This window comes from Desulfotignum balticum DSM 7044, assembly GCF_000421285.1.
Lineage (GTDB): Bacteria > Desulfobacterota > Desulfobacteria > Desulfobacterales > Desulfobacteraceae > Desulfotignum > Desulfotignum balticum.
Genome location: NZ_ATWO01000001.1, coordinates 1,949,306 through 1,968,439 on the forward strand (window position 1 = coordinate 1,949,306; position 19,134 = coordinate 1,968,439).

At 49.1% G+C, this 19,134-nt stretch carries 14 protein-coding genes, 1 tRNA gene and 1 other RNA gene; all 16 read left to right on the top strand.

What is annotated here, in order from left to right; all coding sequences use genetic code 11:
* The first annotated feature begins 23 nt into the window (after positions 1 to 23).
* The 16 genes from K365_RS0109925 (at position 24) to K365_RS0110000 (ending at position 19,132) form a co-directional block, all read left to right on the top strand.
* Positions 24 to 1,556 carry an ATP-binding response regulator gene (locus K365_RS0109925; protein WP_024334438.1) on the top strand — a complete coding sequence of 511 codons (1,533 nt, stop codon included), beginning with the start codon at positions 24 to 26 and terminating at the stop codon, positions 1,554 to 1,556.
* A complete protein-coding gene (locus tag K365_RS0109930) occupies positions 1,553 to 2,110 on the top strand; it encodes an isochorismatase family protein (protein WP_084489797.1) in 558 nt (185 codons plus the stop codon). Before K365_RS0109925 ends, K365_RS0109930 begins: the two co-directional genes overlap by 4 nt.
* 140 nt (positions 2,111 to 2,250) lie before the next feature.
* Positions 2,251 to 2,838 (top strand): imidazoleglycerol-phosphate dehydratase HisB, encoded by a 588-nt coding sequence (gene hisB, locus K365_RS0109935; RefSeq protein WP_024334440.1) that lies wholly within the window; start codon positions 2,251 to 2,253, stop codon positions 2,836 to 2,838.
* A 30-nt stretch (positions 2,839 to 2,868) separates the two neighbouring features.
* A complete protein-coding gene (gene hisA / locus K365_RS0109940) occupies positions 2,869 to 3,597 on the top strand; it encodes a 1-(5-phosphoribosyl)-5-[(5-phosphoribosylamino)methylideneamino]imidazole-4-carboxamide isomerase (RefSeq protein ID WP_024334441.1) in 729 nt (242 codons plus the stop codon).
* Between the two features lie 95 nt (positions 3,598 to 3,692).
* Entirely contained in the window at positions 3,693 to 5,468 is a 1,776-nt protein-coding gene (gene dnaG / locus K365_RS0109945) for a DNA primase (protein WP_024334442.1), read from the top strand.
* 24 nt (positions 5,469 to 5,492) lie between these two features.
* Positions 5,493 to 7,343, top strand: a complete 1,851-nt coding sequence (rpoD, locus tag K365_RS0109950; protein WP_024334443.1) for an RNA polymerase sigma factor RpoD — start codon at positions 5,493 to 5,495, stop codon at positions 7,341 to 7,343.
* A gap of 62 nt (positions 7,344 to 7,405) precedes the next feature.
* Positions 7,406 to 7,482 (top strand) — tRNA-Ile (locus K365_RS0109955).
* A gap of 205 nt (positions 7,483 to 7,687) precedes the next feature.
* A complete protein-coding gene (locus K365_RS0109960; RefSeq protein ID WP_024334444.1) occupies positions 7,688 to 8,509 on the top strand; it encodes a Nif3-like dinuclear metal center hexameric protein in 822 nt (273 codons plus the stop codon).
* 9 nt (positions 8,510 to 8,518) lie between these two features.
* The gene (locus tag K365_RS0109965) at positions 8,519 to 9,241 is read left to right on the top strand and encodes a zinc ribbon domain-containing protein (RefSeq protein WP_024334445.1); all 723 of its coding nucleotides are present in this window, start codon (positions 8,519 to 8,521) and stop codon (positions 9,239 to 9,241) included.
* Positions 9,242 to 9,252: 11 nt separating this feature from the next.
* Positions 9,253 to 9,636, top strand: an RNA gene (rnpB, locus tag K365_RS26995) — RNase P RNA component class A.
* Between the two features lie 47 nt (positions 9,637 to 9,683).
* Positions 9,684 to 10,994 (top strand): HPr family phosphocarrier protein, encoded by a 1,311-nt coding sequence (locus tag K365_RS0109970; protein ID WP_024334446.1) that lies wholly within the window; start codon positions 9,684 to 9,686, stop codon positions 10,992 to 10,994.
* Positions 10,995 to 10,997: 3 nt separating this feature from the next.
* Entirely contained in the window at positions 10,998 to 11,726 is a 729-nt protein-coding gene (ispD, locus tag K365_RS0109975) for a 2-C-methyl-D-erythritol 4-phosphate cytidylyltransferase (RefSeq protein WP_029725129.1), read from the top strand.
* Positions 11,727 to 11,874: 148 nt separating this feature from the next.
* Positions 11,875 to 13,938 carry a serine protein kinase gene (locus tag K365_RS0109985; protein ID WP_024334448.1) on the top strand — a complete coding sequence of 688 codons (2,064 nt, stop codon included), beginning with the start codon at positions 11,875 to 11,877 and terminating at the stop codon, positions 13,936 to 13,938.
* 15 nt (positions 13,939 to 13,953) lie between these two features.
* The gene (locus tag K365_RS0109990; protein ID WP_024334449.1) at positions 13,954 to 15,129 is read left to right on the top strand and encodes a DUF444 family protein; all 1,176 of its coding nucleotides are present in this window, start codon (positions 13,954 to 13,956) and stop codon (positions 15,127 to 15,129) included.
* Between the two features lie 40 nt (positions 15,130 to 15,169).
* On the top strand, positions 15,170 to 16,813 hold the full coding sequence (locus tag K365_RS0109995) for a SpoVR family protein (RefSeq protein WP_024334450.1): 1,644 nt from the start codon (positions 15,170 to 15,172) through the stop codon (positions 16,811 to 16,813).
* Between the two features lie 3 nt (positions 16,814 to 16,816).
* Positions 16,817 to 19,132 (top strand): serine protein kinase PrkA, encoded by a 2,316-nt coding sequence (locus K365_RS0110000; RefSeq protein WP_024334451.1) that lies wholly within the window; start codon positions 16,817 to 16,819, stop codon positions 19,130 to 19,132.
* Positions 19,133 to 19,134: the final 2 nt, after the last annotated feature.

Here is a 19,134-nt window from a genome sequence, read left to right on the forward strand (position 1 = left end):
TGAACAACAGGATGGAACAAGCGATGTCAGATTCAGATACGGAAGCGGTAGAGAAAAAACAGATGGCGAACGCAGCACAGGAAACAGTGACGGATGCGTTTTCGTTTCGACCAAAAGTTCTGGTGGTGGACGATGAAGAGCGAATCCAGAAGGCCTGCCACCGGCTGCTGACCCAGGAAGGGTGTGAGGTGGCCCTGGCGGATAACGGTATCAAAGGGCTGAAAATGATCGAGGATGCCCATTTTGATATCGTGCTGCTGGACCTGATGATGCCGGGCATGTCCGGCATGGACGTGCTGACCGGTATCAAGGCCCGCCATCCGGACACAGTTATCATTGTAATTACCGGATATGCCACCCTGGAGCATTCCATTGAAACCATGAAAAAAGGGGCGTTTGATTTTCTGTCCAAACCGTTTTCCCCCCAGGAACTGCGGGTGGTTATTTCCAAGGCCATTGAATTCATCCGAACCCTTCAGGACATTGCCAGCGAAAAAACACGGATGCGTGTCATGGTCAATACCTTAAAAGAAGGGGTGCTGACCACGGATCATCAAAAAAGTATTGTTCTGGCGAATCCGGCATTTTTGAACATGATCGGATCCAAAAATCGATCTTGCATCGGCCGGCATGTCAACGACATTGTCTCGCATCCCCGGATTCTGGAAATGATTGATCAGGCCCTTGCCCAGACATCCGGACATTTTTCGGAAATTACAGACGAGTTGAACCTGATCCCGGAAGACAGCAAAGAAGAAAAAATCATTGGCATCCGCTGTTTTCCTTTCCGGGACCGGCTTGACCGGAACCTGGGGGCGGTCACAGTGTTCCATGACATCACCACGCTGAAAAAAATGGATCAGCTCAAATCCGATTTTGTTTCCATGGTGGCCCATGAAATCAAAAGTCCGTTGAACTCTATTCTCATGCAGATGAAAGTAATTCTGGATGGTCTGGCCGGAGATCTGACGGAAAAACAGACTGAAATACTGGAACGCAGTACTGACAAGATCACGTCTCTGGCTCAGCTGGCATCGGAACTTTTGGACCTGTCCAAAATAGAGTCCGGGCTTATCAACCAGGAAAGAGAAACCCTTGATCTGGGACAATTGATCAAGGATCAGGTTCAGTTCTTTCGGGATCAGGCGGATGGCAAATCTTTAAGACTGACCCAGAAACCCGGCCCGGACGGGCTGTCGGTCATAGCCAATCGCACCAATATTGAAGAAGTGGTGTCCAATTTGATTTCCAATGCCATCCGGTATACACCATCCAACGGAAAAATCGATGTGTGGTGTGATCAAAGTGATGATTGTGTCAATATTCACGTGGCGGATACCGGCCTGGGAATTTCCGAAGAAGACAAAACACATATTTTTGACCGGTTTTACCGGGTGAAAAACGAGCAGACCCGGTTCATCAACGGCACCGGCTTAGGCCTGGCCATTGTCAAAAGTATTGTGGAATCCCACCATGGCACCATCCACGTGGAATCCGAACCCAACCAGGGCAGTCACTTCACCATTTGCCTGCCGAAACCGGAGTATGACCTATGAAACAAAACCGCGATATGTTTTCCATTGACAAGACCGTTGCTTTATTGGTGGACGTCCAGGGGAAACTGGCCCGGATGATGTGCGACAATGAAACATTATTTGATTCTCTGGAAATTTTTATCAAGGGAATGAAAATTTTAGGAATACCCATTCTCTGGATGGAACAGATTCCTTCGAAACTCGGACCCACAGTGGATGAAATCCAGCAGTTGATGGCTGAAGAGTCGCCCATTGCAAAGGACAGTTTTTCCTGTTGTAACGAGCCGGTTTTTATGGAGAAATTTGAGGCATTGTCCCGGAGCCAGGTGCTGGTCGCCGGCATTGAAACCCATATCTGTGTATTCCAGACAATACGGGATCTGGTTGTCAAAGGGTGTGACGTGCAGGTGGTATCGGACTGCGTGTCCTCCAGAACTCAGGAAAACAAAGCCGTGGGCCTGCAGCGGATTGTTCAGGCCGGTGCACAGATTACCTCGGTGGAAATGATATTTTTTGAATTACTGCAACGGGCCAAAGGAGACCATTTCAGGCAGATCATTTCTCTGATCAAATAATTGTGGTCAATACATAAAAATTATTTGACAACAACGCATGTTTTGCCTATTTTAAGGGGATTCATTTCATTTACGTTGTTTTTGATACGGATGGACCATCGACCTGACAGTGGTTTTCACCTATTTTCAAGGAATATTTCATGGTGCGGGACGCAGGCGTTTCAAGACAGACCCGGGAGACAAAAATTGAAATCCACCTGAATCTGGACGGGTCCGGTCGGGCAGATATTTCATCGGGTATCCCTTTTTTCGATCACATGCTGACCGCATTTTGCGTGCACGGCCGGTTTGACCTGAAACTGATGGCCACCGGGGATCTGGACGTGGACCTGCACCACACCGTGGAAGATGTCGGACTGGTGCTGGGTCAGGCCCTGTCTGATGCGCTGGGAGACAAAACTGGCATTCAGCGGTTCGGTGACAGTTGTGTGCCCATGGATGAAGCCCTTTCCCGGGTGACCATCGATCTGTCTAACCGGCCGTATCTGGTCTACCATTTTCCTGATAACCTGAAATCAGGTACCGCGTTTGATGCGCATCTGGCCAAAGAGTTTTTCCAGTCATTCTGTGTCAAAGGCGGGTTAAATCTGCATATCAACGCGGATTACGGGGTGAATGAACATCATGTGCTGGAATCCATATTCAAGGCCATGGGCCGGGCGCTTCACCAGGCCACCTGGAAGACCGATTCCGCCGGCCGCCCCCTTTCCAGCAAAGGGATGCTTTAAACCTTTTCAGATACCAAAAAGGCAAGACTTATGCTCATCATACCCGCAGTTGATATTAAACAGGGAAAATGTGTCCGCCTGCGCCAGGGACGTATGGAAGACGCGACTGAATATGCAGCCGATCCGGCGGTCATGGCTGTGAAATGGGAATCTTTAGGTGCTCAATGGATTCATGTGGTGGACCTGGACGGTGCGTTTGCCAAATCCGCCGTGAATTTTGACAGTATCACTTCCATTCTGGATCAGGTCACGGTCCCCATTCAGGTGGGCGGAGGCATCCGGGACATTTCAACCATTGAAAAATATCTTAAAGCCGGGGTTTCCAGAGTCATCATCGGCAGTGAGGCCGTGTACCGGCCGGAATTTGTCAGGGAGGCCTGCAAGCGGTTCCCCGGAAAAATCGTGGTGGGGATTGATGCCAGAAACGGGATGGTGGCGGTGGAAGGCTGGAGCCGGACCTCTGAAACCCGGGCCGTGGATCTGGCCAAATCATTTGAATCATCAGGGGTGACTGCCATCAATTTTACCGATATCCACAGAGACGGCATGCAGACCGGACCCAATATCCAGGAAACAGCGGCTTTGGCCCGGGCAATTTCCATCCCGGTGATCGCATCCGGGGGCGTGGCCACCCTGGAAGACATTGAAAACATCTGTGAGATCGCCCGGTTCGGAGTCACCGGTGTCATTACAGGACGAGCACTTTACGAGGGCAGCCTGGATCTGAAAGAAGCCATACGGATTTCAGCCGCTGCTTAATCATGAATTCCGGTGATTGACAATTCAGGTTTTATACCTATTTTCAGGTTCTATAGCAACACTGTTTTTGACATTTTGGAGCCATCCCTGAAGCAATGCTTATTCCTGAAGAAAAAATTTCAGAAATTCTAAACTCATCCGACATTGTGGATATCGTATCAGAATCGGTGATTTTAAAAAAATCCGGCCAGAATTATTTCGGGCTGTGCCCGTTTCATTCAGAGAAAACCCCGTCGTTTTCCGTGAACCCGGCCAAACAGATTTTTCATTGTTTCGGATGCGGTGCCGGGGGGAACAGTCTGTCTTTTGTGATGAAATATCACGGATTGTCTTTTCCGGAAGCCGCCAAAATGCTGGCCAGAAAGTACAATATCGTGATCGATACTCAACATCTGGATCCGGCCAGAAAAAAACAGCTGGCACTGAAAGAAACCCTGTTCCGTATCAATCAAAAGGTAATGGCCCATTATGAAGCACGCCTGCGTGAGGCACCTTCCGGTCAATCCGCCCGCAAGTACCTGGAAAACAGAGGCATCACTTCTGCCACCCTGGATGAATTTCACCTGGGGTTTTCCGTGGATCAATGGGAAGATGTGGTCGGTTTTCTGAAAAAAGCGCGCATCTCCCGGCAGGCGGCACTGAATTCAGGGCTGGTGGTCCCTCGAAAGAATCAATCCGGATTTTATGACCGGTTCCGTAACCGGATCATGTTTCCCATTTTTGATATCAACATGCAGGTGGCGGGGTTCGGGGGCCGGGTCATGGACGATCAAATGCCCAAATACATGAATTCACCGGAAACCCCGGTGTACAGCAAAACCCGGATCCTGTACGGGTTGCATGCTGCCAAAACCCACTGCCGCACTGCAAGGGTGGTGCATATTGTGGAAGGCTATTTTGATTTTCTCACTTTGTTCCAGAACGGGATTAAAAACACGGTGGCTACCCTGGGCACCGCCTTGACTGCAGAACATGTGCGGATTCTCAAAGGATATGCCCCTGCCATGGTGCTGGTTTTCGACTCGGATGCCGCAGGGATCCATGCGGCCCGGCGCAGCATCAAAACCTTTCTGAACGAAGGCGTGGACACCCGGATACTGATTCTGCCCAAAGGGGATGATCCGGATGCCTTTGTGTTGAAACACGGTCCGGATGCATTTCTGGACCTGGCGGCCCGGGCACGGTCGGTGATGCCGTTTTTGCGGCAGGTGGCCATGGACACCCACGGATCTTCCGTGGCGGGACGGGCACGGGTTCTGGCTGATTTAATTCCGTATATAGCCGATATTCAGGACAGTGCGCTTCGGTCTTTGCATGTCAACGAGCTGGCGGAAACCCTGAATATCGATGAAGCGGCTGTGCTGGAAAAAGTCCGGGAACAGGTGATCAAAGGCAAGACAATAGTGGATCGGCACCCGGATATGGAGCCATCGGAATCTGAGCTGGCTTCAGATCCCCGGGAGCGGCAGCTGCTGTCTCTGATGCTTCAGTGGCCCCAAATCATTTCAGACGTGGCGGACTCCGGTGTGCTGGATCATTTTTATTCTCAACAGCTGTGCCGGATCGGTCGCATCATGGTTCAGGCCGACCCGGCACCGGATGCGTTCGTCACCCGGATCATGACCCGAATGGAAACAGATGCGGATCGGGAGCTGATAGCCTCTTTGGCCATGACTGACGGAATGGATGACAATACGGATCTCAAAGATGCCGCTGCAGCCATTATTCAGCGGATTATCCGGATCAGAAAAAAAAAAGACAGTGGACTGACAGAAAAAATTAAACGTGCGGAAAAAAGCTGTGACACTGACTTGATGGAGTTATTGAAATTAAAACAGCAGGAAATCCGACAATTACATAATGGTCAATAACGTTTAGCCTTAGGGAGGCGTTTTATGGCAGATAAATCAATATCATCCGAAGAGAGCGGGATGATCGGCAAAGCGGAAATGGAAAAACTTATTGAAAAAGGGAAAAAAGCCGGCACACTCTCTTTTACTGAAATCAATGATGCCATATCCGGTAATTTAAAGACCCCGGAACAAATTGAGGATATTGTGGATCAATTCAAGGAACTGGGCATCACTCTGGTGGATCTTGATCCTTCGAAAAACAAACCTGCCGGTACCCGGTCATCGGATCGGCCCGGGGTGAAAGCCAGGGGAAAAAAGGAAAAACTCCGGCAGGAATTGAAACACCGGAAAAAGCCGACAGGAGATAAAAAAGATCCATTTGCCTCAGTCCGGGAACGGGCGGACCTGGAGTTTGGTGCCGTTACGGACCCGGTCAAGATGTATCTCAAAGAGATGGGCATGGTCACGCTTTTGAGCCGGGAAGGTGAGATTGAAATTGCCAAGAAAATCGAGGTGGGTGAACGGGATGTATTGCGGGCCATGCTGGATTGTCCGATCTCTTTGAACACCATTTTTTTGTACGGAAAAAAAATGGAACGGCGGTCCATGCGTCCCAAACATGTCTTAAGGGATGTGGATGAAGGGGACGGGGTGGTGGATGAGACCTCAAAACAGGAAAAATTTCTGGAATCTCTGGCAGTCATCAAACAAATTCATGAGTCCAATCAGGACAAGCGGGATCAGCTTTACGAGCTGAGAAAATCCACCAAAAAATATCAGACGCTGCAACAGGAAATCGACGAAGGCACAGAACAGATATTCGAGGAACTCAAACGCTGGCGGTTTGAATCCAATGTCATGGACACCATTGAAAAAAGCATCCGCAATACCATTGTCTGGTTCGATACCGTTGATAAACTGCTGGAAAATTGTGCCAGAACGTTCAATGTGATGAAAGACACCATGCTCAAACAGGCATCAGACCCGGAAAAATTTGTTCAGTGGGTCACGGCCCGAAGCGACATGAGTCCGGAACGGGCCCTGCTGCTTCATCAGGATATTCAGGCGGTCATGGATCAGGTGGCATCCAAAAAAGCGTTGATCAAGGGAGATGCCGATGATTTGCGTGCCATTACCCAGGGCATTGACAAAGGGCGGAGAAATGCGGATTTTGCCAAACGGGAACTGGTTCGAGCCAATTTGCGCCTGGTGGTGAGTATTGCCAAAAAATACACCAACCGGGGATTGCAGTTTCTGGACCTGATCCAGGAAGGCAACATCGGGTTGATGAAAGCAGTGGACAAATTTGAATACCGCAGAGGGTACAAGTTTTCCACCTATGCCACCTGGTGGATCCGTCAGGCCATCACAAGGGCCATTGCCGACCAGGCCAGAACTATCCGGATCCCGGTGCACATGATCGAGACCATCAACAAATTGATCCGTACCTCCAGGTATCTGGTGCAGGAAATGGGCAAGGAACCGTCTCCGGAAGAAATTGCCGAAAAAATGGAAATCCCCATTGATAAGGTGAGACGGGTGTTAAAAATCGCCAAAGAACCCATTTCTCTGGAAACACCGATCGGAGAGGAAGAGGACAGCCATCTGGGAGATTTTATTGAAGACAAGAAATTTTCCATTCCATCCGAAGCGGCCATTGATTTCAGTCTGGCGGAACAGACCAGAAAAATTCTGGCCACGCTCACGCCCAGGGAGGAAAAAGTGCTGCGCATGCGGTTTGGCATCGGGGAAAAATCTGATCATACCCTGGAGGAAGTGGGCCGGGATTTTACTGTGACCCGGGAAAGAATCCGGCAAATTGAGGCCAAGGCATTGAGAAAACTGCGGCATCCCACCCGGAGCAAGAAATTGAAGACCTTTATAGAAAATTAAATGTTGACTTGTGCAACGGTTTAATATAAATAAATAAAGTTTGTTTGTTTGCCATGGGGAATGGGCCTATAGCTCAGTTTGGCAGAGCCACCGGCTCATAACCGGTCGGTCCCTGGTTCGAATCCAGGTGGGCCCACCAGACACATCCGGCATTCAGACATAAAGCAGCGCTAAAAAATAAAAAACTGTGGTATAAACCGTATGGATGAACAATCAAACACAAGTGAGATAAGCAAAGGGGGGCAGGTCCAGCATGACATGCCTGTTGAAAAGACAACCCGGGCGAGACAAATTCAAAGCGTGGCAACCAGCCACGCTTTTTTTGTTTTAAGGCAGTTGAATTCATGACCCCCACCGTCAAACAAATCCTTTCGCTGATCAATACAGACATTGCTCCATGGCACCTGGCAGAATCCTGGGACAATTGCGGGCTGTGTGCCGGAAATCCCGAATGGCCGGTTCAAAAAGTGCTGGTCGGGCTTGATCCGGGCATGCCGGTTCTCCAGGCGGCTCAACAATGGCAGGCAGATATGATTTTGACCCATCATCCATTGTTTATCACACCGGAAAAAACCATTGATTTCAGCATGATGCCCGGCTTGGCCATTGCGTTGGCCGCCACCCGGAAAATGGCGATCGTCTGCGCGCATACCAACCTGGACAAGGCGGAAAACGGGCTGAATGATTATCTGGCAAACCGATTGAACATCACGGTCACCCGGGCACTGGAAGCAGATAATCAGGAACTTTCTCCTTCCGCTGCCCTGACGGGTCTGGGGCGGATCGGAACACTGCCGGCACCGGTTTCTCTGAACCGGGTGGCAGATCGAATCAAATCGCAGTTAAACGTGAAACCGGTCCGGGTGGTGGGGGATCCCGATCTTGTCATCCATGATATTGCGGTGTGTTCCGGTTCCGGCGGCAGTTTGATTCCCGCATTTCTGACATCCGGTGCCACCGTGTATGTGACCGGAGATATCAAGTACCATGAAGCCCGTCTGATCGAATCCCATGGCAAGGCATTGATCGATGTGGGACATTTTGCTTCGGAAATCATTGCAAAGGACCTGTTGACCCGCCGATTGAATCAGGCGGTTTCCCGGGCAGGGTTCTCTCTGGAAATCCGGGCATTTGCCGGGGAAACAGATCCATTTGTATCCATATAAGGACGTTTTATGAATCAGACATTGAAAAAACAGATTGACACTTTGGTCCAGCTTCAAAAGATTGAGCTGGAAATGAACCAGCTGCGGCAAGCAGTGGAAAAAGTGGAAAATGAAAAAAAGGAACTGGCCGTCAGGCTGACTGCATTTGAATCCGCCCTGGATGCTGAAAAACAGGCGCTGGAACAGATTCAGCAGCAATGCACAGACCTGGAAAAAGAAATACAGGTGGTGAATGACCGGATCATTAAAAGCAACGAAACCTTGAGAATGGTCAAAACCAACAAGGAATACCAGGTGCTGCTCCGGGAAGTGGATGACAACAAAAAGCGCAAAAACAGCCTGGAGGATCACGTGTTGACCTTGTATGAACAGCGGGAAGCCGCTGAAGTCCAGGTCAATGAGTCCCAGTCTCAGTTTTTACAACTCAAAGAGCAGGTTCAGGCGGAACAGGCGAAAATTGATGAGCAAACTTTAGGAGACAAGGAACGGCTTTCCGAACTTGAAGAACAGCAGCAATTCATCGGAAAGTCTCTGGATCCAGCCCTGCTGACCCGGTTTCGGCGAATTGCCAAAATGAATCAGGGACAGGCAGTGGCACGGGTCAGCAATGAGACCTGCATGGGATGCTTCATGAATGTGCCGCCCCAGCTGTGTATCGAGGTGCAACGGGGAAACCAGATGATCTCCTGCCCCCAGTGCAGTCGTATACTTTACCATATTGATGAACAATGAAACGTTTCGGTCTGACCGGACCAGACGATCGCCGGGTCGACCCAGTTGACCGGGAGGAAAGTCCGAACACCACAGGACAGGACGCTCCATAACGTGGAGTCACGGTGACGTGAAGGAAAGTGCAACAGAGAGTAGACCGCCGGCAGCCCCTGGCTGTCGGTAAGGGTGAAACGGTGCGGTAAGAGCGCACCAGTTTTCCAGGTGACTGGAAAAGCTTGGTAAACCCCGTCCGGTGCAAGACCAAATAGGGAAACGCTTGAGGGCGGTCCGTCCGAAGTTTCCGGGTAGGTTGCTTAAGGGGTACGGCAACGTACACCCGTAGATGAATGATCGTTGACCGGGTTTCGGGTAACCGGATCCGGTAACAGAATTCGGCTTATGGGCCGGTCAGGCCGAAACTTTTCAAAATCAGAAGACTGAAACTGTTAAAATTGTGTAAACCATGATGGATACCTGTGATATTACCTTTCTGGAAAAAGCCAATATTTTTTCATTTGATTTCCTCAAATGCATCCGATTCATTGACTCCATTGAAGATGACACCTATCTGTTCACCAAAAAACTGTATTCCAAACTGATCACCAACTCCCATATTCTGGAAGATTTTCTGGATTTCCACGGGGCAAAAAAAAATTCAGAATGGCTGTATTACCGGGAACTGTGCGCACTGGTCCGGCATTTGTCTCTGGCCTGCTATTCCCAGCGGCATATACTGAACCGCCTGTCTTTTTACCGGCTGGGCAGCCATCCTTTGGATCTGTTCAAGCAGGAAGCCACCGATACCCTTCAGATTCTTCAAGACTCCTTGAAACTGACGGCCCCGGTGATTCTGGCCGAAGCCCGTCGGCTGAAAATCACCATCCCCGGTTCCCGGTACAGCTTAAATTTGTTTCCCGGAATCACCTCCACCCAACATCTGAATCACAATATTGATGATTTTACGGCCAAGGACAATCAGAAAAATAATCTGACCCGAATCTCCAGTGAATTTCTGGATGTGATCAAGGCGTTTGATCAGCTGTCGTTTTATGAACGATATGATTTAAAAGATATTCATAAACTGGTACCCGAAAAAATCAACGAGGTCATTATCCGCAGCTTTGAAATGCGGATACACAATATCCAGTCTTCTTTTGATTCCTATGTGGTGAAAACCCCGTCCGAGGAAGAAAATATTCTTCTGGAACAGCTGCGCAGTCATTTTTCCATTGTGTTTCACATCCTTCAGGTGATGGGACGTCTGTTGCATTTTTATGAACGCCATTTGTATGACGTCGGTTTCAAGGATGTATACATGCGGGTGAGACAGTCTCTGGCCGAACTGATCGATCCGGATGTACTGCTGGATCGGGCTGTAAATTTCTGTCTGTTTTACGCATGGAAATTTTTGTCCTCCGGAAAACAGGTGGCATCCCAGATCATGAACCAGAACATGGAAACCGGATCCATTGAGGTGAGCATTCCCATGGACCGGGGGTTTCACAGCCGGCCCAGCCTGCTGGTGGCAAAAATTGTCCAGCATTACGGCGGAGAGGTGGTTCTGCATGTGGGCGAAGACCGGTTTGATGCATCTTCGGTCCTGGATATTCAGTGGGCCGGGGGAAAGATCAAAAAAGAAAATTATCAGACCGTGGTGTTTTCCGGTGATTCCAGGGCGTTGCACGATCTGGTGGTGCTGGCTGATGTCAATTATGGTGAAGATCATATGGGTAAAGGCATCCCACTGCCCAAACAGCTGTCCTACCTGAGTTGATTCATGACCGGTATTCAATGCATCCCCGTTGTTGTGGCCGCCGGGCAGGGCAAGCGCATGGGCGGTCAAATCCAGAAACAATACCTGGTTCTGGATAAACAGCCGGTATTGATTCGGACCCTGGATCAGTTCGACCGGCATGGCGGCATGGACCGGATCATTCTGGTGGTACCTGAAAAAGATGTGGATGTCTGCCGGACACAGATGATTGCGCCCCGGCAATTTACCTGTCATATCCATCTGGTTGCCGGAGGAAAGAATCGCCAGACGTCGGTGCAAAATGGAATTGACATGGCCATGGCACTGGTCCGGGATCCGGCACGATGTCTGGTGCTCATTCACGACGGGGTCCGGCCCTTTGTCCCCCATTATCTCATGGATCAGCTCATGCAGACCGCTCTGGAAACCGGGGGATGCATCCCGGTGCTGCCCGTGACCGACACCCTCAAGCAGGTAGATGCCCGGGGGGAAATCGTAAAAACCGTGGATCGAAGCCAAATGTTCAGGGCACAGACGCCTCAGGTGTTTCGCCTGGACCTGATATCACAGGCCATGAACCATGCGGCCGACACCGGGTTTGACGGGACCGATGATGCTTCGGTCATGGAACATGCCGGGTTCAATGTCAAAACCATCCCCGGAGATCCCGCAAATATCAAACTGACCACCCCCCATGATCTGTTGCTGGCCCGCCATATCCTGGCCCTGCAAAAATCAGGCGATCCGTCTTAATCTTTGGTTCCTGCGTTTCCCTCCTATGTCGGATCAAATCGTTTGACACCCCAAACACAGATTGGTATATTTTTTTATCAGGATCAAGATCTTTTTCAACTCACCGTCAGGCGGATGTCTGGCACTGTAGATACCCGGGGAGGACAACATGGCTGCCAAAATAAAGGGAAATGCCTTACTGGAACACGTGGATGCAGTGAAAAAAGGGAAAAGGGCATTTGAAGATGCCTTCCAGGGGGTTTCCAGAATGATTCTGGATGCGGGAATTCAGAAAATCACGGTCAAGGGGAAATCCACGTATCAATTCAATCTGTTCAGCCAGGGGAAAAAACACCTGGTGGGCATGTATGACGAAATCAATGCTTTTGTTTCCTTTGTCAAGGATGCGTCGGAAGGAGGATCGTCCAGGGAGATGGCATTCGTGCTGGTGGGCGAGCCTGGAAACGGCAAAACTTTTTTTGTGGATTACCTGTGTGACCGGTACCGGGAATTTTTATCCATTCCTGAAAACCAGAAATTCACCTTTCGTTTCACCCATCTGGATCAGGTGGGAGGATATGGTCAGATTCAGTTCATTGAATCCCAGACCTATGAAGATCCCATGATTCTGGCCATGAGCCTGGAGACCACCAAAGACCGCTCCATGGAATTTCTGGCAAAAAAATTTAAATTCTCGGATCACCAGATCGAACGCATTTATGCCAAATACCGCCCGCTGGGAGCCTGTTCCGCCTATATCTGGAACCAGATCCGGGAGTTGTGCGACAATGATATCGAAAAAATGCTTTCATTTGTGGAAATTACGCCGGTGCCGCTCATCGAAAGCTTAGGCACCATCACGGGAAAATACCCGGCCAAAGACAAGATCACATCTTCGGCCGTGGACCTGATCGGCGAAGAATCCATTCAAAGGCTGTTGCACATCACCGATACCAACAACCCCTATCGGTTCGATCTCAGACGCGGGGCGCTTGCCCGGGTGGCAGGCGGGGGGATCCATTTTGCCGATGAAATCTACAAGAACAAAAAAGACCTGGTCCAGGTTTATCTGGGGGTCATCCAGAATCGGACCATTGAGCTGGACGGGTTCAAATGGCCCATTGACACATTGATTATCGCCACCAGCAACAATTCCGAGTTTGACACTTTTTTGTCCGAACGGGAAGAAGCCCCCATCGTGGATCGGTGCCGCATCTGCTATGTGGCCCACAACACGGATTACAAAATACAGAAAACCCTGACCGAATACGCCATCGGCAAGGATGTGAAGCGGTCCTTAGACCATGAGATCCTTCATCAGGACCCCAATCTTAATTATGCTGCCTCCGTGGCCGTGGTACTGACGCGGCTGCCAAAATCGGAAAAACTGACCCCGGTGGAGACCTTGAAACTGGCAGCCGGTGAAGTGGCGGGCGAAAAGAGTCTGAAAACCCTGGCGGAACTGATTGACACGTTGAATCAGGATACCGATATCACCAAGCGGTTCGGTCAGAAAGGGCTGGGACAGCGGAACCTTGGCAGAGCGGTTCAGCTGCTGCTGGAATCATCGGAAACCAATGAAGGCAAGTGTATGTTTGCCCTGGATATTTTCAAAGCCCTGGAGCGGACCGTGCTGGATTATGTGCAGGAACCCGGCGATCGGGCCAAATACATGGAAGATCTCAAAATCGCCCGAGGGCTTTACCGGGAACGGATCATGACTGAAATGTTCAACGCCTACATGGACGAGCCGCTGGCCATTAAAAAAGATGTGCTCAATTATGTGAACATGATCATCGGTGTGGATGCGGAACAGCTGGGGCCGGACATGATGTGGAAATACAAGGATCCCCAGACCGGTGAACTGAAAGCCTTGAAAATCGATGAGCGGTATATCAAGAATGTGGAGGAACGACTGGGGCTGAAGACCGAAGAACAGCGGGCGTCTTTCAGAAATTCCGTCCGTAAGATCTATGGCCAGAAATTGTCGGTGGATCCCAATTATGATTTCATGGACAACCTGGAACTGGTCAAGGCCATTACCGATGTACGTCTGAAATCCGATATCGCCGGGGCCGGATCCCTGGTGGGCGCTTTGGCCAACCGGACCAATGAGGAAAACCAGAAACTGTATGACCGAATGATCACCACCATGAACGACAAACTGGGATACTGCCGGACCTGTGCTCAGAAAACCATTGAATATTTTTGCAGCCAGGAAGATGACAATTAAACAAAGGGGATCCTCATGATAACCCTGGACGAACTCCTTGAACGGGACAAAAAAAGGGAAGAAGACGGGTTCAAGCGCAAAATCCGCATCGGACGGATTGTCAAACCCGGGGCCGGCAACCGGGAAAAGATCATTGTGGTTCCCACCACGGTGGAAGAAAAATTTGTCCACGATGATACACTGCTGAACGACCAGTCGCCCGGGGAAGGAGAGCCCACCGGTGGTACCGGTGAAGGGGAAGAAGGGGATGTTATCGGTGAACAGCCGGTGCGGCCCGAAGAAGGGGAAGGCCAGGGGGAAGGGGATGGTGAAGGACCCGGGGAAGGCCAGGGCGGTGAACATGAAATGGAAGCCAATGCCTATGAACTGGGCAAGGTGTTGTCCCAGGATTTTGAACTGCCCAATTTAAAGGACAAAGGCAAAAAAAGGGCTCTGGCCCGGTATGTGTATGATCTCACCGATAAGAACAGAGGTGTGGGGCAGATTCTGGACAAGAAAGCCACATTGAAAAAAATTATGGAAACCAATATGTCTTTGGGGCGGATTCCGGATGTGACCCGTATCGATACCGCCGGTTTTGTGGTGTCTCCCCGGGATCTGATTTTTCGCGTGCTGTCCCGGGAAAAACAATATGAATCCCAGGCTTTGGTTTTTTTTCTGCGGGACTATTCCGGTTCCATGGGGGGAAAAGTGACCCAGACCGTGGTATCCCAGCATGTCATGCTCTATTCCTGGCTGGTATACCAGTATGAAAGACAGGTGGAGACCAGATTCATCCTCCATGACACCGAAGCCCGGGAAGTGACGGATTTCCAGAAATACTATTCATATAAAGTGGCCGGCGGCACCAAAGTGTATACCGCATTTCAAATGGTCAACGAGATCGTGGAAAAAGAAAACCTGGCCAGAGATTACAATATTTACGTGTTTTACGGTACTGACGGGGATGACTGGGAAAAGGACGGCAAGCAGACGTTGGTTGAAATCGAAAAAATTCTTACCTATGCCGCCCGGATCGGCATCTCAGTGGTCAAGCACACCTATACCGGAACCAAGCAAACGGAAGTGGAAAAATATATTCAAGACTCCGGGGTATTGGACCGCCACAGTCATTTGATCAAAATGGATGTCATGGGGGAAAATGTGGATGATTCCAGAATCATTCAGGGAATCAAGACGTTGATATCCTGATACCGGAAAGGTCCGGTCAACCAGAAAAAAAGAGCTGCATATGGAACTGGTCAATCAACATGCCAAAGGCATCATGGAAGAATGCAAACTCCGGGCACGGGATGCCGGATTGCGGTTTGATGATGAAACCCTGGAATATATCGTCACCAACCGGGACATGATCGAACTGTCTCCTAAAATAATGATTCCCACCCTGTATGACTACTGGGTGCATGATGTCCGGGTCCTGTCGGGCAAAGGCATGTATGAGGCGTATCCGTCCAATCCCTATGAAACCGTGATCAACACCCGGCCGGCCATCTCGTTTTACAATGACAACAATCCGGACTGGCTCAATGTAATGATCTTTTATCATGTACTGGCCCACATCGATTTTTTTCAAAACAATCTGTATTATAAAAATACATGGGATGTGGATCTGGCCGGCCAGGCCTTAGCGGACAAACGGCTCATCGCCCAGTTGAGAAGTGAAAAAGGCCGGTGGGTGGATTATGTGATTGAATTTGCCAGAGGCATAGACAACCTGGTGGGGTTTCACCGGGATCTCAACCGGACGTTGACCCGGGAACAGGGCCATGTGCCGGATCGAATCGATTTTTATTTTGACCGGTTTCTTCAGAAAATCAAATCAGTACCCCAGCATGTGTATTTAAAAGAAATTGACCGGTACAATCAGTGCCAGAAAGATCATGCGGATTTTTTTGCTCAAGTGATTGAACAACATCCTGAATTCGAAGAAATTTTTCAGAAAGAAAAACAAAAAATTTCACCGGTCAAGATGGATGTCATGGAATATATTCTTAAGTATTCTCCATTTTTGCACAGGGAAGAAAATGAATGGATGAAATCGGTGATTCATATTGTCCGCAGCACATCCTTGTATTTTCAGCCCCAGATCCGGACCAAGACCATGAACGAAGGGTGGGCGTCTTTCTGGCATGCACATCTGTTTCTGAACGATGATCGGATCCGGGGTCATGAAACGGATTTCGCCAAGGTCAATGCCACGGTCACGGCCATGCCTAAAGTAGGGCTCAATCCATATGCCTTAGGACTTCGATTGTTCGAGCATATTCAGGAAATGGAAGACAGGGGCCGGTATTCCCTGGATTATTTCCAGCTTAAAGATGCGGTTTTAAGAACAAAATATGACTGCACAAAAAACACGGGCATGGATTATATTTTTTTTGTGCGGGAAAATATGGAAGATTTTTCATTTATCAATACATTTGTGGACCAGGAATTTGTGGATCGGCACCATTTGTTTGTGGCCGGAAAACGGTTTAATCCCCAGCACAACACCTGGCAGTATTATATCAAGTCCAAAAAAGTGGCAGATTACAAACAAATGGTCATCAATACCCTGCACCATCCACCGGATATCTACGTTGTCGAGGGAAAAACCGGAAACGGGGTCCTTTATCTGAATCATCAATTTGAAAACAAACCGTTGAAACAGGATTTTATTGAAAACACCATGATCGGGATTGAATTTTTGTGGGGAGGGCCGGTTCATCTGGAAACCAGTGTGCCGTCCGCGGCTGCCCATCCCGGATCCCAGTATATCAACTTCTGGGACCCAGGCGCTGCCGGCAAGACGGCCGACTCCCGGCAATCCCCCATTCAATGGAAACGGGTACGGTATGTACTGAAAGACCGAAAACTGCACAAGCAGGAGTTATAATCCATGATGGAAGACACTGCATCCGCCAACGGATCTGTGGACCAGGCCCTGTCGTTGCTGAACAGAAATATTCAGGATTACCAGCGTCTTCAGCCCGTGTCCTTTGAAACCTTTTTAAATATGCTCAATGCCAATCCATCCCGGATTCTGAGAAATATTTTCCAGTCGTTTCATGATATGGTCAAAGCGCATGTGGATGAATATGAAGAACCCATGGACGAAGATCGGGCCGAGCCGATTTTTACCCGGTATGATTGTACCCGGTTGTTTGTGGAAGGGTCTGACAATCCGTATTTTCCGGACATGCTGTTTGCCAATCGGTTCATGAAACAGATGGAATACCTGCGCCATGGAGCCCAGCAGAATCGGATCTATATTTTTCACGGACCCCACGGGTGCGGCAAAAGCACATTTTTGAACAATCTGCTCAAAAAATTTGAACAATACGCCAATACGGAAGAAGGACTCCGGTATGAAGTGGTGTGGCGCCTGAATATCAAGAAACTCCAGGAAAAATGCCATTCATTTCCCCCATCTGCATTTGAACAATGGATGCATCTGGTGGAAACAAAGGAAGCCGAGACCAACAGCGACCCGCATATCAAAGACCGGTTCGTGAGGGTCCAGGAAAATGATTTTATTGAAATCCCCTGCCTGGCTCATGATAATCCGTTTCTGGTGATTCCCAAGGATCAGCGCCGCGGGGTGCTTGACGAACTGATCAAAAATGATCAGTTCAAGTGGCAGCTGTTCACGGAAAAAGAATATGAATGGGTGTTTACCGAAGACACCTGCACGGTGTGTTCATCTATTTATCACACCCTGCTCGAACTGTTTCAGGACCCCAAAACCGTGTTCAGCATGCTCTTTGCCCGGCCGTATTATGTGAACCGGCGGATCGGCAACGGTATTTCCGTGTTCAACCCCGGAGATCAGCCGGCCAAGCACAACATCATCTCCAATCAGATGCTCCAGAACCGCATTAATTCGCTGTTCCAGGATTCCAATCTCATTCAGTACACCTATTCCTATTTTGCCAGGATCCACAACGGGATCTATGCGCTGATGGATATCAAATCCCATAATGTCGAACGTTTGGTGGCGCTGCACAATATCATTTCCGAAGGCATTCATAAGGTGGAACATATGGAAGAGCGGGTGGATGCCCTGTTTTTTGCACTGATGAACCCGGAAGACAAAAAAAATCTGATAGATTTTCCCTCTTTCGAAGACCGGATCCGGTATATTGATATTCCGTATGTGCTGGACTGGAAGACCGAAGTCAAAATCTATATGGATATCTTCGGTCGGCATATTGACGGCAGTTTTCTGCCCATGGTGCTGGACAATTTTGCCCGAATTATTGTATGTACCCGCAGCCAGAAAAAATCACCGGCCCTGGAAGCCTGGATCCCTCAGCCGGAAAAATATAAAAATTTTTGTGACGACCAGCTCATGCTGCTGAAAATGGAACTGTTTTCAGGCAATGTTCCCAAATGGCTGGATGATGAAGATGTGCGCCGTCTGGACAAAAAAATGCTCAAACAGATCATTGCGGAATCTGAAACCTGCGGCCAGGAAGGATTGTCCGGCCGGGACGCCATCAAGATCTTTGATGAATTCTATTCCAAATATGCCAGAGAAGACCGGTTGATCAATATGACGGATCTGTGCACTTTTTTCAACACGCTGACCCATCAGTCTGAAAAACTGCTTCCTCAGGGGTTTTTGAACCGTCTGCTACGCATGTATGATTATTCCGTGCTCCAGCAGGTCAAGGAATCGTTGTATTATTACAATGAAGACCAGATTGCCCGGGACATTAAACATTATATTTCCGCTGTCACCCATGAGCTCAATTCCGTGGTGACATGCATTTTCACCAAAGAAAAACTGCATGTGACCGACGCATTTTTAGAAAGCATTGAAAATCGGTTTCTGTCGGAAAAACCGGATGCCAAAACCAGGCAGCAGGTCAGAAATGATGTGCTCAAAGAATTTACCACCCGTGCTTTGACCCAGGAAATGATGATCCAGAACAAATCTATCACCGATACCCGGGTGTTTGCATTTTTGCATGAAAAATATGTTCACAATTTAAAAAAACAGGTATTGGCACCGTTTGTGGCCAATGAAAATTTCAGAAACGCCATCAAAGATTTTGATACCAAAAAATTTAAAACCCACGACAAACGCATCAAAAAGGATGTGACATTTCTCATTGACAATTTGTCCGCCAAATTCGGCTATACCAGCCAGGGGGCCAATGAGGTCTGTATTTATGTCATTGACCATGACCTGGCTGGTAAATTCAAATAAAA

Excerpts from the sequence above, each read along its gene's own strand:
- K365_RS0109925 (WP_024334438.1), top strand. The coding sequence starts at position 24 with ATGTCAGATTCAGATACGGAAGCGGTAGAGAAAAAACAGATGGCGAAC.
- K365_RS0109930 (WP_084489797.1), top strand. The coding sequence starts at position 1,553 with ATGAAACAAAACCGCGATATGTTTTCCATTGACAAGACCGTTGCTTTA.
- hisB (WP_024334440.1), top strand. The coding sequence starts at position 2,251 with ATGGTGCGGGACGCAGGCGTTTCAAGACAGACCCGGGAGACAAAAATT.
- hisA (WP_024334441.1), top strand. The coding sequence starts at position 2,869 with ATGCTCATCATACCCGCAGTTGATATTAAACAGGGAAAATGTGTCCGC.
- dnaG (WP_024334442.1), top strand. The coding sequence starts at position 3,693 with ATGCTTATTCCTGAAGAAAAAATTTCAGAAATTCTAAACTCATCCGAC.
- rpoD (WP_024334443.1), top strand. The coding sequence starts at position 5,493 with ATGGCAGATAAATCAATATCATCCGAAGAGAGCGGGATGATCGGCAAA.
- K365_RS0109960 (WP_024334444.1), top strand. The coding sequence starts at position 7,688 with ATGACCCCCACCGTCAAACAAATCCTTTCGCTGATCAATACAGACATT.
- K365_RS0109965 (WP_024334445.1), top strand. The coding sequence starts at position 8,519 with ATGAATCAGACATTGAAAAAACAGATTGACACTTTGGTCCAGCTTCAA.
- K365_RS0109970 (WP_024334446.1), top strand. The coding sequence starts at position 9,684 with ATGATGGATACCTGTGATATTACCTTTCTGGAAAAAGCCAATATTTTT.
- ispD (WP_029725129.1), top strand. The coding sequence starts at position 10,998 with ATGACCGGTATTCAATGCATCCCCGTTGTTGTGGCCGCCGGGCAGGGC.
- K365_RS0109985 (WP_024334448.1), top strand. The coding sequence starts at position 11,875 with ATGGCTGCCAAAATAAAGGGAAATGCCTTACTGGAACACGTGGATGCA.
- K365_RS0109990 (WP_024334449.1), top strand. The coding sequence starts at position 13,954 with ATGATAACCCTGGACGAACTCCTTGAACGGGACAAAAAAAGGGAAGAA.
- K365_RS0109995 (WP_024334450.1), top strand. The coding sequence starts at position 15,170 with ATGGAACTGGTCAATCAACATGCCAAAGGCATCATGGAAGAATGCAAA.
- K365_RS0110000 (WP_024334451.1), top strand. The coding sequence starts at position 16,817 with ATGATGGAAGACACTGCATCCGCCAACGGATCTGTGGACCAGGCCCTG.